This window comes from Shewanella sp. Shew256 (assembly GCF_002196695.1).
GTDB lineage: Bacteria > Pseudomonadota > Gammaproteobacteria > Enterobacterales > Shewanellaceae > Shewanella > Shewanella mangrovisoli.
Window position 1 is genome coordinate 312,646 of record NZ_NAJR01000004.1, and the last position, 13,903, is coordinate 326,548.

General features: G+C 48.7%; 13 protein-coding genes. 7 read left to right on the forward strand and 6 right to left on the reverse strand.

Going from position 1 to position 13,903, the window contains the following annotated elements:
* Nucleotides 1-26: 26 nt before the first annotated feature.
* The gene (yegD, locus tag B5P39_RS09485) at nt 27-1,481 is read right to left on the reverse strand and encodes a molecular chaperone (protein ID WP_088211333.1); all 1,455 of its coding nucleotides are present in this window, start codon (nt 1,479-1,481) and stop codon (nt 27-29) included.
* A 324-nt stretch (nt 1,482-1,805) separates the two neighbouring features.
* Here yegD and ppk1 point away from each other — a divergent pair, with 324 nt between their 5' ends.
* Both ppk1 and ppx read left to right on the forward strand, forming a co-directional pair.
* Nucleotides 1,806-3,968, forward strand: a complete 2,163-nt coding sequence (ppk1, locus tag B5P39_RS09490; RefSeq protein ID WP_088211334.1) for a polyphosphate kinase 1 — start codon at nt 1,806-1,808, stop codon at nt 3,966-3,968.
* A 42-nt stretch (nt 3,969-4,010) separates the two neighbouring features.
* On the forward strand, nt 4,011-5,567 hold the full coding sequence (gene ppx, locus B5P39_RS09495; protein WP_088211335.1) for an exopolyphosphatase: 1,557 nt from the start codon (nt 4,011-4,013) through the stop codon (nt 5,565-5,567).
* A gap of 85 nt (nt 5,568-5,652) precedes the next feature.
* Here the strand turns inward: ppx and B5P39_RS09500 are convergent, their stop codons facing one another.
* Entirely contained in the window at nt 5,653-6,522 is an 870-nt protein-coding gene (locus B5P39_RS09500; protein WP_088211336.1) for an ion transporter, read from the reverse strand.
* 157 nt (nt 6,523-6,679) lie between these two features.
* Between B5P39_RS09500 and B5P39_RS09505 the strand changes: the two genes are divergently transcribed.
* Together B5P39_RS09505 and B5P39_RS09510 are read left to right on the forward strand one after the other, a co-directional pair.
* Entirely contained in the window at nt 6,680-7,195 is a 516-nt protein-coding gene (locus B5P39_RS09505; protein ID WP_088211453.1) for a L,D-transpeptidase family protein, read from the forward strand.
* Nucleotides 7,196-7,276: 81 nt separating this feature from the next.
* Nucleotides 7,277-7,885: a VOC family protein gene (locus B5P39_RS09510; RefSeq protein WP_088211337.1), complete on the forward strand. Its 609-nt coding sequence runs from the start codon at nt 7,277-7,279 to the stop codon at nt 7,883-7,885.
* 184 nt (nt 7,886-8,069) lie between these two features.
* Here the strand turns inward: B5P39_RS09510 and B5P39_RS09520 are convergent, their stop codons facing one another.
* Complete coding sequence (locus tag B5P39_RS09520; protein WP_088211339.1) at nt 8,070-8,360, reverse strand: hypothetical protein; 291 nt, start codon at nt 8,358-8,360, stop codon at nt 8,070-8,072.
* Between the two features lie 264 nt (nt 8,361-8,624).
* Between B5P39_RS09520 and B5P39_RS09525 the strand changes: the two genes are divergently transcribed.
* Nucleotides 8,625-8,885, forward strand: a complete 261-nt coding sequence (locus B5P39_RS09525) for a DUF5062 family protein (RefSeq protein WP_088211340.1) — start codon at nt 8,625-8,627, stop codon at nt 8,883-8,885.
* 81 nt (nt 8,886-8,966) lie between these two features.
* On the opposite strand, the gene B5P39_RS09530 is transcribed toward B5P39_RS09525, so the two are convergent.
* Together B5P39_RS09530 and B5P39_RS09535 are read right to left on the reverse strand one after the other, a co-directional pair.
* The gene (locus B5P39_RS09530) at nt 8,967-9,887 is read right to left on the reverse strand and encodes a M23 family metallopeptidase (RefSeq protein WP_176399900.1); all 921 of its coding nucleotides are present in this window, start codon (nt 9,885-9,887) and stop codon (nt 8,967-8,969) included.
* Between the two features lie 67 nt (nt 9,888-9,954).
* Nucleotides 9,955-10,830 (reverse strand): 6-pyruvoyl trahydropterin synthase family protein, encoded by an 876-nt coding sequence (locus B5P39_RS09535; RefSeq protein WP_088211341.1) that lies wholly within the window; start codon nt 10,828-10,830, stop codon nt 9,955-9,957.
* A 582-nt stretch (nt 10,831-11,412) separates the two neighbouring features.
* Between B5P39_RS09535 and B5P39_RS09540 the strand changes: the two genes are divergently transcribed.
* Nucleotides 11,413-12,414 carry a cytochrome-c peroxidase gene (locus tag B5P39_RS09540; protein WP_088211342.1) on the forward strand — a complete coding sequence of 334 codons (1,002 nt, stop codon included), beginning with the start codon at nt 11,413-11,415 and terminating at the stop codon, nt 12,412-12,414.
* A 138-nt stretch (nt 12,415-12,552) separates the two neighbouring features.
* Here B5P39_RS09540 and yejK read toward each other — a convergent pair whose 3' ends face one another.
* Nucleotides 12,553-13,581, reverse strand: a complete 1,029-nt coding sequence (gene yejK / locus B5P39_RS09545) for a nucleoid-associated protein YejK (RefSeq protein WP_011622980.1) — start codon at nt 13,579-13,581, stop codon at nt 12,553-12,555.
* A 77-nt stretch (nt 13,582-13,658) separates the two neighbouring features.
* Here yejK and B5P39_RS09550 point away from each other — a divergent pair, with 77 nt between their 5' ends.
* The gene (locus B5P39_RS09550) at nt 13,659-13,877 is read left to right on the forward strand and encodes a YejL family protein (protein ID WP_011622981.1); all 219 of its coding nucleotides are present in this window, start codon (nt 13,659-13,661) and stop codon (nt 13,875-13,877) included.
* Nucleotides 13,878-13,903 lie beyond the last annotated feature (26 nt).

A 13,903-nucleotide genomic window follows, 5' to 3' on the forward strand; every position in this document is an offset into this window, starting at 1 on the left:
TTATTGATTCTTTTCATCATCCTTCCCTATTGAGCAAAACACTTTTGTGCCCAGCGCGTTAACCCCGCCGTCACCGAGCCAAAGTGGTCACCGACGACCACGGGGGTGTCGGGATAAAGGCTAGTGATTTTAGCGTAAATGGCTGGGCTACGCGCGGTGCCGCCCGTCACATAAATCACATCGGGTTTGCACTCAAGGCTATCGGCATCCACGGACAGCTCCTCTGGCGCTAAACCATTGCCCGCAAGACTCTTTGCCGCCTGAGTCAGGGCTTGGTGCATCAGCGCCTCTACCTTAGTGAGCGAAGGCTCGATCGCCGTTTCAAAGCCCGTACGGCTCACTTCTGCCTGAAGTGATGCTTCGATAAAGTCCAGCGCACTCTGCGTCGTTTGCACCTCAGACAGGGCAATTTTAGCACGCTCGGCGAGTCGTACAATTTGGTAGCTTAACTGTTGTTGCTGCACTTTGAGCAATCTTTTTAACAGCTGCGGCTGCTCGGCCTCTTTAATGAGTTCATCAATCAGTTTGCGAGTGCTTAAGGTAGCAAACTCGCGCTGGGCGCTAATATCGTTGACAGCGACCGCATTCCAAAAGGGATTGCTCGGCATTGGCTTACCGTTGCTCATCAGAGAGCCTAAACCAAAGTGCGGCATAAAGGCATTCATCGCCAGCGCAATATCCAGATCATTCCCGCCAATCCGCTGGCCGCTGTGGCCAAGGCAATCGGCACTGCGATCGAAACTCGCCTGATGCTTTGGCCCCATTTTGACCACGGAGCAGTCGGTCGTACCACCACCCACATCGACCACCAGCACGGTTTGGTCGGCACTGAGGCTCGCCTCATAGTCCATCCCCGCGGCCAATGGTTCGAATAGGAATGCCACATCGACAAACCCCGCCCGTTTCGCGGCTAAGGTTAAAATGGCCTCGGCTTGGCGGTTACTCTCTTCCCCACCAATACCTTGAAAGTTCACTGGGCGGCCAATCACCGCATGGGTAATGCTGGTCTGTCCCTCTGATGCGACGCCCTTTTCGGCAAGTACGGCTTCGGCGCGCACTTTAATGTGCTGCATCATTAAGGTGACTATGTCTTCAAACAGGGCGACTTGCTCAGGTCTAAGGCCCGTTGCCCCTAAAAAGGATTTTGGCGAACGGACATAAAAACCTTCTTCCGGCATTTCAAGATACGCGGCCACGGCCTGCTCACCCACAAACACCGCTTGGGTTTCGGCATCGAGATCTAATTCATGGCGCACCATACGGGCGCGGCTCAATTGCGCGGCACGCTTCTTGGCATAATCCGCTTTCAATGCTTGCGGCAAGCCGCGGTAAACGGCCTCGGCAATAAGCTCCCTATCCATTGCATACACAGTGGAAGGTAAATAGGCTGAATCGCTCGATAAGGGTAACAGTGAAACGTCATCTCCCTGCATAATCCCAACGGCACAGTTGGCACTGCCATAATCAAATCCGACAAACATCCGCTTATCCCTACAGTCAAACCACAATCAAAAAGCCGAGCAAGGTAACACAGTTTGCTCCAATCCCAAAGGAAGCCCCGCACAGTTCCCCTGCTTTACCTTGTAAATTTACGACTAAATGCAAGTTCATTTTAAAGTCACATTTCTGTCACACTTGTCATCAATCTGACATATTCAGCTCGTATCTTTGAGCGCATATCACTTTCGCCTGAAGGGGAAATGGTCAGTAAATCCCTTCATTTTTCAGTAGCAAATCTGATTGCACTCCGATGGATGAATGCTATTGTATATTGCGCCATGACGCTTGCTTAAAGGAGCTGTGCAGTGTCCCCGAATACCGATAAACTGTCGATCGATAAAGAAATCTCTTGGTTGTCATTCAACGAGCGGGTGCTGCAGGAGGCCTGTGATCCCAATGTGCCTATCGTGGAGCGGGTGCGCTTTTTAGGCATATTCTCCAATAATATGGATGAGTTCTTTCGGGTGCGGGTGGCCGCGGTCAGACGCTCAATTCTACTCTCCGCGTTGCAGGAAGGTCGCAGCAATAGCCGCCACCTCATGGCCAAAATTCAAACCAAAGTGATGGCATTGCAGGAGCGTTTCGATAGCATTTACGTCGAGCTGATGCGTGAGTTAGTTCGCCGTAATATTTTGTTAATCAATGAAAAACAATTAAGTGAGTTCCACAGTAACTGGCTTAAAAAACATTTCCGCGATCATTTTAAACGCCATATCGCGCCGCTTATCGTTAACAACAATCGCGACCTAGTGAAGCATATCAACGACGACGCCACTTATCTGTGTGTGTGTTTGTTCACTAAATCCCGCAGACAATATGCCCTCGTGGAAGTGCCCACCAAAAATGTGCCGCGTTTCATTGAGTTACCCGCCGAAAAATCGAAGGCGAAAAAATACTTAATCCTGCTGGATAATATTATCCGCCACTGTGTTGACGACCTCTTTGGTCCCTTCTTCGAGTACGATGCGATTGAAGTCTATTCGATGAAGCTGACTCGCGACGCCGAGTTCGATATTACCGACGAACTTGAACAAACCCAGCTTGAAAAAATGACCAAGGGTTTGAAAAAACGCCTGACCGCCGAACCCGTGCGTTTGGTGTACGACAAAGAAATGCCCGAACATATGCTTGAAATGCTAAAGGAAAATTTAAACATCAGCTCGACTGAATGTTTGATCCCGGGCGGGCGTTACCACAGCTTTAAAGACTTTATCGGCTTCCCTAACCCTAGCCGTGATTACCTCGAAAACGAGAAATTGCCCGCGCTCAATAGCTCGGGCTTTGGTCGCAGCGCCAACAGTTTCGATGCGATCAAGATGGGCGATATTATGGTCAACTATCCGTACCATAAGTTTTCCCACTTTACCGAAATGGTGCGTCAGGCCGCCTACGATCCTGCTGTGCGTTTTATTCGCATCAACCTTTACCGTGTCGCGAAAAAATCCCATGTGATGCAATCGCTTATCGATGCCGTAAAAAATGGTAAACAAGTCACCGCCGTGATTGAGCTGCGGGCACGCTTTGACGAGCAATCCAATATTGAATGGACACGGGTGCTCGCCGAGGCGGGTGTCAAAGTCCACCATGGGATCACCAGCTTAAAAGTACACTCAAAGTTGTGTTTGATTGGCCGCGAAGAGCAAGGCGAGATGAAACTCTATTGCCACGTAGGCTCAGGCAACTTTAACGAAGGCACGGCGCGGGTCTATACCGACTTATCGCTGTTTACCGCCAATCAAGAAATCGCCCGCGAAGTGGAGCAAGTGTTTGACCTGATTGAACATCCTTACCGCCGCGATAACTTCCAGCATTTGATTGTGTCGCCCTATGATGCGAGACAAAAACTGACCCATTTGATTGATAACGAAATCGTCAATGCCCAGAGCCATATTAAGGCAGCGATTACCTTAAAATTGAATAACCTGCTGGATGAGTCCTTAGTCCAAAAACTCTACGAGGCCTCAGCTGCGGGGGTCAAAATCAAACTGTTGATCCGCGGTATGTGCTCGCTTATTCCACAAATTCCGGGGATCAGCGACAATATCGAGATTTACAGTATTGTCGACCGATTTTTAGAACATTCACGGGTGATGCTGTTCCATGCCGGTGGTGAGAATAAATTATTTATCAGCTCCGCCGATTGGATGAGCCGCAACATAGATAACCGCGTCGAAGTGAGTGTGCCTATTTATGATCCGCGTCTAAAACAAATGGTGATGGATATTTTATCGTTACAGTTCAATGACAACACTAAGGCGCGCATCATCAATAAGGAACAGAGCAATCCTTATCGTAACCGCGGTAATAAACGTAAAGTGCGTTCTCAAATTGCCATTTATCAATATCTGATTAATTATGAGAAGCGATTGCAGCAAGAATTTAGCGCCCAGCGCGAAGCCGCAAAGCTTGAAGCGGAGCACGCGGCGGAACTTGCCCACAATCTCGAATTACAGGCCAAAGCCAGCTAACGCTGGCTTTATCATCGTCTTGATTGCCTAAGGATAATCCGATTGGTTGCCACACATTCACAACCGCGACACTTTGTCGCTATCGACATGGGCTCGAACAGTTTTCATTTGGTTATCGCCCGTGAGCAAGACGGCAGCTTGCAAATATTGCACAAGGAAAAACAACAAGTTCAGTTAGCGACAGGCCTCAATGCGCAAAACATCCTCAGCATGGATGCTATCGAGCGCGGCCTCAATTGCCTGCGAGACTTTAATCAGCGTTTTTCCAACCTCGACCAAGCCCAAGTGCGTTTAGTCGCCACCCACACCCTAAGGGTCGCCAAAAACCGTGAGCAGTTTATTGAAGCGGCGCTCAGCATTATGCCCTATCCGGTGGAGGTGATTTCTGGCCACGAGGAAGCGCGCCTCATCTATAACGGCATTGCCCAAAGCCAAGTGCTGGGCAAACGCAATATCGTGATCGACATTGGTGGCGGCTCGACCGAAGTGGTACTCGGGCAAAAAAATACCCCCACCCATTTATCGAGCCTGCGTTGTGGCTGCGTGAGTTTTAACGAGCGCTTTTTTATCGATGGGCAAATCACGCCGGCCTCATTCCGCGGAGCCCAAAGCGCCGCCGATAAACAATTTGCCTCGCTCTCAAAGGAATATTTCAGCGGCGATTGGGACTTAGTACTTGGCAGCTCTGGCACAGTCAAAGCCATTTGCGAAGCGATTCAGGAAGATCATGGCGATGAAATCGTCACCCTCGCCCGCCTCAAACAATTGAAGCTGAAACTGATTAAGTGCGGACACATCAGCCAAGTGCACTTTGCCAATGTCGATGATAAACGCACGCCACTGGTGCCCGCTGGCCTTGCCATTTTAATCAGCTTTTTTAGGCGCTTGCCCATTGAGCAATTGGAGTTTAGTCCGGGCGCCCTGCGCGAAGGCGTACTCTATGAATTAGCGAAAATCGGTCAGTATCAAGATATTCGTCACCGCACGGTCGACAGTATTGCCCAGCTTTACCATGTGGATATGCCCCATGCGGCCAAAGTGCGGGACACCGCCATGGCGCTGTTTGAGCAAGTCGCCGATGAATGGGGATTAAGACCCCATGCGCGTTTGCTGTCCTACGCTGCCACCTTGCACGAGATAGGGTTGCACATCAACTCAAAGGCATTGCATAAACACGGCGCTTATATCATCAGTAACAGTGACTTACCGGGTTTTAGTGAGGCGCTGCAACAGGATTTAGCCAGGCTTATCGCCAACCACCGTAAGAAACCCAATGAATTGCTACTCGCCGAATTAGAGCCAAGCCACAAACTCACCCTCATTCGTCTCGCCTGTCTGCTACGCCTGGCGGTGTTAGTACATTTAGGCCGTATCGCCAAGGCACTAGTGCTTGAGAAAATCCAAGTGGTTCCAGATGGACTCATGTTAGTGCTGCCCAGCCATAAACGTAAAATCAGTTTGTTTATGAAGGATTTGCAACGTGAACAAAAACAGATGGCGGCTTTAGGAATGCAGCTGCGTTTAGTCTCTAGCCTTGGGCTAAATCAGGATAAAACACTCGAGGTAAAAGACGACACGCTGAACGCCGTCGCCAGCTAATCTCTTCCTCCTTTCTCATCCCTTTTAACCCTTCATCCCTTAGTGCCGTTAACGCACTAAGGGATGAAGAAACCTACATTTGATGCTACTTATCTCCTTTCCCTTGGGGCGCTTCGAGCTTATCCAGCTCACAACCGCAACGATTACAATAGGTAGCATCGAGATCGTGGCCCATCTTATGGCATTGGTTGCAGGAGCGTAGATCCCTGTGCCGGCCCACTTCTTGGGAGATTTCCGCGGTTAAAATCCCCGTTGGGATGGCAATAATCGAATAACCCAGCAGCATAGTAAAAGCCGCAATCGCTTGACCTAATTCGGTTTTCGGCGTGATATCGCCGTAACCCACAGTCGTGATTGTCACAATTGTCCAGTAAACGGATTTAGGGATAGAGCTAAAACCATTCTCAGGGCCTTCGACCACATACATCACGGCGCTTAACACCATGATGATTAAACTCACCGAGAAGAAAAACAAAAACACCTTGCGGCTCGACTGCAGCATGGCCTTGAGCAGCAGATTACCTTCGCTTAAATAGCGCAGTAGTTTCAGTACCCTAAAGATCCTAAAGAGGCGCAGCACCCTGATCACTAAGGTGAAATTCGCCCCTGGAATAAACAGCGCCAGATAACTCGGCAATACCGACAATAAATCCACTAAACCGTAAAAGCTGCGGGCATACAACACAGGATGGGTCGCGCAATACAGCCTTAAGCCGTATTCGATGGTAAAAATCAGCGTAAACACCCACTCTAAAACGCGAATGATGTGTCCATAATCTTGGTGAACCGCTTCCACCGTATCGAGGAACACCAACGCAACACTGAGCACAATACAGACCATTAAGCCGAGATCGAAGTAACGTCCTGCGGGCGTATCAGTGCCAAAAATTATAGTGCGTAACTGATGTTTTAATGGGCTTTCGGTGTCTGGTTTTTCAGGCGACAGATCTGACATAGGGGAAAACTTCCTTGCGATAAAAAGCGTTATCTTTTCCAAATCCCCAAAGTCTGCCATGCAATTGCCACTAGCTCAAAATTATCTACTCACATAGAGATAAAATTGCGGTATGATGCGCGAAAAACCTATATCTGCGTCATTTTTAGAGGAAGACATGCGCGTACCCCTACTCACTAAAACAATTACTGTGGCCATGACTCTCGCCGCACTGATTTCACCCCAAGTGCTCGCCTCATCGGGTATAGGTAAAGTCGATTTAGTGGTGATCACTAAGTCTGAGTCCAATATGGCGCTATTAAGGGACGGCAAAATCCTCAAGCAATACCGTATTGCCATGGGTGACTTGCCAACGGGTCACAAGTTGACTGAAGGCGACCAACGTACGCCGCAGGGCCGTTATATTCTGGATTATAAAAAATCCGATAGCGCCTATTACAAGTCGATCCATATTTCTTATCCCAATGAAGAAGATAAGTTAAGAGCCAAGGCGCTGGGGATCCGCCCGGGTGGCATGATCATGATCCACGGCCAGAACCCACGTTCATCTCTCTCGCCTGAGCAGGCACAGCAATACAACTGGACCGACGGTTGTATCGCCATTACCAACGCCGAGATGGATGAAGTGTGGAAAGCCGTTGATGAAGGCACACCCATCGAGATTTGGCCATAAGCGCAAAGCTTTATTTGCCCTATGCGACTCAACGCCCAGTCAAATGGGCGTTTTTATTTGTACCCGTTTTAAGGATGTTTTATGTCAACAATCACTACAGAGGCTGAAGTATTCAGCTACGCCGCATTAGAACAGACATGGCCTCATTTTGAGGCGAAGATCCTCACGTTTCTCGACCAATTAGGCTTAGCGGACAAGGCGCTGCATTGCGATCATGTCGCCTTGAGAGTGAACAGCATAGCTGCTGCCGATGCGCTCAAGCAGGCCTTTAGCGCACGCGGGCGGATCATCTCGGATAATCAAATTAATGGTCGCACTATCCTGATTATCGAACTGGATAAGCCCTTAACATTAGGTAGCTTTAACATCGACTGTGTCGAATTACCCTATCCCGGTGATACCCTCTATCCCCAAGAAGGTTGGGAACATATCGAACTGGTACTACCATCGACGGCACAGGACTGCGACGGTCTAAGCCAAGAGCTGGCTCAGTTGAGTCCATCACTTGTGCCATTACTCCAAGGGCAAGCGGCATCCTTAACCGAAGCGCCGATAAAAGTGAAATTCAGCTCGCCCAAGGGCGATAAAGAACGCTTAGCCAACCCCACCATCGCCTTTAAACAAGCCGATGTCTGTATCAAAATTCACCCTCACAGCATAAAAGCGGTTATCGCCAGCGAACAGGCGTAGAGGAAACTCAATCCATTTGCGCCCCTTCTCGAGAAGAGTGTGAGCCCCATATAGCCCGCCTAAGGGGCTTGCAACGTATTAACACCAAACTCAAACACTGCTGCCGTAACCACTTCGGCTCAATGGGACTGGACACGCCACGCGTTGACAGTCCTTTTGAGGCGTTTGTTATGCGCAAACTCAGTTACAACTCGGCATATATCTCGCGCATATGTTTGTCTCCTCTTTTGTATCCCGGCGGATTTTCCTGAAACACATCATCAGTTACAGTCAGGTCAGTTATGTCATCAACTATGCATAAATCCCATTCATGTCCAGGGGTAACATGCCCCCCTTCAGTTTGATAGCAACGCAATACTACGTTACCTTTCCTTGACTCACCAATTGCAGCAGGCTGTGCAACTCGAGCATAACCATCGTACGTAAAGCGAATTTCTAGGCGATCATCAATAGCGTCAATTAATGTTTGAATCATAGTTTTTCCTCCTTGTGTAATAACTACTAAAGAGGAGAATAAACCAAAGCATTAGAACTTTATGAGATCAATTGCGCATAACGATTACTGACAATTGCTTGCATAAAACAGGCAGTTTGAGAAAAAGTCAGCAACAATAAAGGTGGAAATAGTCTAGTTTATGACTATTAACGCTTTGATTCGCCATTAGGTTTTATCGATTTTTGTGTTATCGAACACGGGAATGCCAGCAAGCTTCCCGTGATATCCATAAGGACGCAGCGCATGAAACCCCACAAGCATGAAGCACAGCTACTCAAACTCGCCTTGGATATTGGTATCGGCTACGCCAAAAAACGTGGTTTTGACGACTTTGATCAGGGTGTGTCGCCCAAGGATAAAGTGGAATGTATTTATCGCCTCTTAGTAACCGATAATTTGATCCAACCCTTAGCCAAAGATAAGGAAGATGGCCCGAATATGAAGCACAAGCTGGTACTGTGGATCATCCGCCATCTGCCGACCGATCACCCGTTATTGCAATAAGCGCTCAAGCATAAAACAGGGCGCCAATGATTAGGCGCCCTGTTAGGAAATAAGAGATAGGCTAAGAGATGGTCGCGGGATTTACTTCGCGACTTTTTGCGCTTTCTGTGCTTTTTCCGCCGCCAGCACGGTCGCCATAGATGGCACTATGGTTGTCGGATCGAGGCGCATTTGATACCAGTTCAATCGCCAATCTAAATGCGGGCCATTCGCTCGCCCTGTCGCGCCGACTTCCGCCACGGCTTGCCCTTGCTTAACGGTTTCGCCCGCATTGACATAGAGTTTGCTTAAGTGCAAAAAGCTGGAACTCACACCATAACCATGGTCGATGATCATAGTGCCGCCCGAATAAAACATATCGGGAACCGACAGGCTAATCACACCATCGGCAGGCGCGACAACTACAGTGCCGGTTTTCGCGGCGACATCCACACCAAAATGTGGATTGCCTGGGACATCGTTATAAATACGCTGACTGCCATAGACACCCGAGATCCTGCCGGTTAATGGCCAAATAAACGACTGTAGAAATGCCGTTTGCTCACTAAAAGTGCCACGGGCCGCTTTCACCTGCGCCGTATCTTTGGCGGCACGTTCCTGCGCCACCGGATCGGGTTTCATGATCTTATTGCTGATGCCCTTAACGCTCTGAATATTGTATTCGCGCTTAGTGACACTGAGCGGTTTGACTTCGGTTAAGCCATCGGGATAGACCAAACGTAGCTCTTGACTCAGCTGCGCATCCCTATCAAAACCAAAGGCAAAATGGCCGTCTGGCGTCACTTTTAATGCCTCACCGTTAAGACTTACCTGCGTGCCCGCCGGCGCTTTACCACGAATTAACGCGCCCTGCTCAAATTGCCCTTCAAAGCTGACCTGCGCCTGAGTCGATAAGCTAAACAGGGTTAGGAGTGACAAAACTACCGCCTTACAGCTGCGCGATGGTGTGTTTGGCAAGGTTTTTAACAACTTAGGTAGCGCATTAGGTAAAGCGTTTAGCATCTTCTCAAAAATCCTTATTCAAACAATAACGCCCTAAAGATTAGGGCGTTATAAAAAATCGACGGGGTTAATTGCCTTTACTTACGATGGCGCCTTTACCCACGCCTTCGTAGGCAATCACAGTAAATTGGCTTGATGGCACTTTTGCCACTAAGGTGGTCGCCATATAGTCGGCCAGCAATTCGACCGTGGTATCGTGCGGGATCAAATCACAGCATTCCTTGGGCATGGCCAGTTGGAAATCCCCCTGCGGCGCTTGATAGTGAAAGCCATAATGGCTGTCATCACTGATCCGCGTTTGTGGCGACAGGTTTAAGGTCTTTACTGACACTAAATCCTCTTCACTACCGAGGTAGATATCGTGCCAACGCTTGGCCCAATATTCATCCCATTTCGGTGCCGGAATGCCGTTTTCAAACACTTGAACCGGGCTGCGATGACCATGGGCAATCCGCTGGCAATTGCCATCGTGTTTACGTAAACCATGGCTGTAATGATAGTAAGGCGAGTTCAGGATCTCATGTCTTAAGGTGAGGCTAATGCCTTCAACATTATCGGGCAGAGTTTCCCGCAGTGCTTTTTGTAAAAAGGCATTAACGCTTGGAATATCAATCCGTTCCGATGGAACGAGTGCAAAGGCTTGGGAAGGACAAGCTAAGTGGATCTCACCGAGCGCGCTATCGAAATCCATCCACACCCGATCGCCCTGCTGCTGCCAACGCACGCCACTGTAGGCGGTCGGCACCAATAAACGATGATCGGCCACCGCATCAATAGTCTGCTTAATGGTTCGTTTCACTTTAGCGAAATCGAGCACCATATTTTGCTCGTCTAGGCCGCCTTCTAATACCACATCGACAATCCAGCTTTCCCCTACCATGCCACGCTTGGGGCAAAGATAGGAAAAATCGATCACGGTTAAATCTTTTACAAACAGTTGCATTGACTCTCCTCGGCAGAAAAACAGTCCGCCTTAATAGGGATTGCGCCACTTAGCGATGGCCGAGCACGCTCACTTGGTCTTACACCAAGCTTACCCAAACAGTAAATAAGGATTCTAATCAATTCTGCCTCGCCCCGCGACAAATGAATCCGCTGTTAGGCGCTTTTTATCTGGATAACACAACAAATGCACAAGCATCGCGTATGAGTTAGCCAATTCGATGACTCATTCAATGGCTGAGTGAGCAAAAAGTAAAATGCTCTTATGTCGCTCGCCCCGCCCAACAACGCGGAGAAATCTCGATAAAGGCGTCAAGGATGTCATCACTGATCAATAGCGATGAATCGACAAGCGTAAATACAGGCTGGTTAATAGATACTCTCAATTAGCAGATAAGTTGCTAAACGAAACATCGCTCACCCTATCGAGATAATCAAACAAAAACAGCGAATTAGTTCACAAAAACCTAATCCACTACTGCGATAGACCCAATCGAAACAAGGCGTTATCCCTAAGGCGATTAAGCCGTTAGTATCGCCCTATAAACCACACATAAAACAAGGTTAATAAGGGAGAGACCAGATGATAAAACTCACCGCTATCGCGATCAGTATTATGGCCATGTTAGGCGGACACTACGCCGTTGCTGCCGAACCGATTGAAGTGATTACACCAGCTAAAATCACTGAGCCAGAAAAAGTCGAGCTGGGTAAGATGCTGTTTTTCGAACCCAGACTGTCGAAATCAGGCTTTATCTCCTGTAACTCTTGCCACAATCTTTCTACTGGCGGCGTGGATGCCTTGCCAACATCGATTGGCCACCATTGGCAAGAAGGTCCGATTAACTCACCAACCGTGCTGAACGCCGACTTTATGCTGGCGCAATTCTGGGATGGCCGCGCCAGCGACTTAAAAGAACAGGCCGCGGGCCCAATTGCCAATCCGAAGGAAATGGGCTTTACCCATGAGCTGGCCACCGAAACCATTGCCTCAATGCCCGCATACCGCGCTCGCTTCGCTAAGGTTTATGGCGATGAAAAAGTCGATATCGACCGTTTAACCGATGCCATTGCCGCCTTCGAAAAAACCTTAGTCACGCCAAACAGCCCCTTCGATCAATATTTATTGGGTAAACAGGATGCGATTAGCAGCGAAGCCAAAGCGGGTTACCAACTGTTTAAGGACAAAGGCTGCGTAAGTTGCCACAACGGCCCTGCGGTCGGTGGCACTATGTTTATGAAGATGGGCTTAATCAAACCGTTCCACACCAATAACCCTGCCGAAGGGCGTAAGGGCGTGACGGGCAAAGAAGCCGATAAATATGTGTTTAAAGTACCAACGCTGCGCAATATCGAGCTCACCTATCCCTACTTCCACGATGGCAGTGTTTGGACGCTTGAAGAAGCGGTCAATACCATGGCGGATATTCAGTTAGGACAAAGGCTTACCGACAAAGAAACTAAGGAAATGGTGGCCTTCTTAAATTCACTCACGGGTGAACAGCCGCAGATCACCCTACCAATCCTGCCACCGTCGAATAAAGCAACACCACGCCCAGTGCCATTTGCGGCAGCGACCAAGTAGGTCGAGCTAAACGGCACTTCAGATAAGTCGCTTTCGCGCAAAAGAGAAAGGCCGAGGATTCATCCTCGGCCTTTTTGTTCAATACTGGATGCTTAAAAAGCGGACGCTTAAAGCTTAAGCGATAATATCCCTAGCGGCTTATTCGCCCTTAAGACGTCTATCTAGCTGATCTTTTAAGTTAGCGGGCACGCCTTTAATCAAGAGCGTGTCGGAAATCGGATCGTAAATCACTCGCTGACCTAAATGGCCGCCATCGAAGCTAATAGTGACGCCGCCACCAGTACCCGAAAACTTCTTCAGCTGTCTTAAGGTCGATTTGTCGGCGGGGAATTCTTCATCCAGCTCATAGCTACCGCCACGGGCAAAGTCATAGAAAGACTCCATACCTTGGTCGGCGAGTTCATCGGCTAAATCTTTGATCTCAATGTCGGCGCCTTCGTCGAAACGCTCGGAGCAATACTCAAACACTTTGTTACGGCATTGCTGGCGTTCTTCTTTGGTCAGATCGCTGCTGGCAACAAAATCTTCCACCGCATTCATTAGGGTCTTATTTTGCGCCTTGGTATTTACGCCTTCAACACAGCCCATAAAGTCGAGGAAGAAGTCCGCCACCTTACGGCCAGCACGTCCACGGATAAAGGAGATGTATTTGCGGGAGTCCTTATCGGCCTGCCATTCGGTAAGATCGATACGCGCCGCTAATTGAATATTGCTTAAATCTAAGTGGTTGTTTTGCGACAGTTCCATATCATCGAGTACCGTCATCGATGACTTGGCACTCAGCAGCGCCACAAACAGAAAGTCACTCGCCATGCTGGTATAGCAGGACATCAACAGGAATCCGCCTTGGCTAAAATCATATTTTGCCAACTCTTCCTGCAACAACTTACTGGCTTGGCCGGTAAATTCGACGAAGCCTAAATCCCCTGCACGGTATTCCTGCAACGCATTGGAAAAGGCGGGATTGGCTTCACCGTCATCACCATGGATACCAAAATAGCCAAATCCTTTGCCGGATTTGCTGGTATAGGTCTGATGCAATTCTTCCAGCATCATCTCGACAGCCTGACTGTTCAGCAGAGGTTGAGGACGTAAACGGCAGCGTAATTGCCCCTGACTGTCCTGGGAAATCTCGTGAATAATTGCTTGTTCGATGTTAATACTCATAAGCCCTGATAGTGATGCTGGAATAAATCCGCTATTATATGCCGCTAATCCATTCCAAAGTGAAACATTTTTTGATTATGGCAATCCAATCGAAATACTCAAACGCGCAAGTTGAATCATTAATCGCCGAGATTTTAGCGGTACTCGAAAAGCACAAAGCCCCTACTGACTTAAGCCTGATGGCGCTGGGCAACTGTGTCACTCACCTGCTCGAGCGCAAAGTACCAAGCGAATCTCGCCAAGCGGTAGCTGAACAATTTGCGAAAGCACTCGCACAATCGGTGAAATCCAATTAAGTTAGTCGAGTAACAATCGTTAAAAC

Bases quoted from the DNA above. Each gene is read 5' to 3' on its own strand.
- yegD (WP_088211333.1), bottom strand. From the start codon at position 1,481: ATGTTTGTCGGATTTGATTATGGCAGTGCCAACTGTGCCGTTGGGATT.
- B5P39_RS09500 (WP_088211336.1), bottom strand. From the start codon at position 6,522: ATGTCAGATCTGTCGCCTGAAAAACCAGACACCGAAAGCCCATTAAAA.
- B5P39_RS09505 (WP_088211453.1), top strand. From the start codon at position 6,680: ATGCGCGTACCCCTACTCACTAAAACAATTACTGTGGCCATGACTCTC.
- B5P39_RS09510 (WP_088211337.1), top strand. From the start codon at position 7,277: ATGTCAACAATCACTACAGAGGCTGAAGTATTCAGCTACGCCGCATTA.
- B5P39_RS09520 (WP_088211339.1), bottom strand. From the start codon at position 8,360: ATGATTCAAACATTAATTGACGCTATTGATGATCGCCTAGAAATTCGC.
- B5P39_RS09525 (WP_088211340.1), top strand. From the start codon at position 8,625: ATGAAACCCCACAAGCATGAAGCACAGCTACTCAAACTCGCCTTGGAT.
- B5P39_RS09530 (WP_176399900.1), bottom strand. From the start codon at position 9,887: ATGCTAAACGCTTTACCTAATGCGCTACCTAAGTTGTTAAAAACCTTG.
- B5P39_RS09535 (WP_088211341.1), bottom strand. From the start codon at position 10,830: ATGCAACTGTTTGTAAAAGATTTAACCGTGATCGATTTTTCCTATCTT.
- B5P39_RS09540 (WP_088211342.1), top strand. From the start codon at position 11,413: ATGATAAAACTCACCGCTATCGCGATCAGTATTATGGCCATGTTAGGC.
- yejK (WP_011622980.1), bottom strand. From the start codon at position 13,581: ATGAGTATTAACATCGAACAAGCAATTATTCACGAGATTTCCCAGGAC.
- B5P39_RS09550 (WP_011622981.1), top strand. From the start codon at position 13,659: ATGGCAATCCAATCGAAATACTCAAACGCGCAAGTTGAATCATTAATC.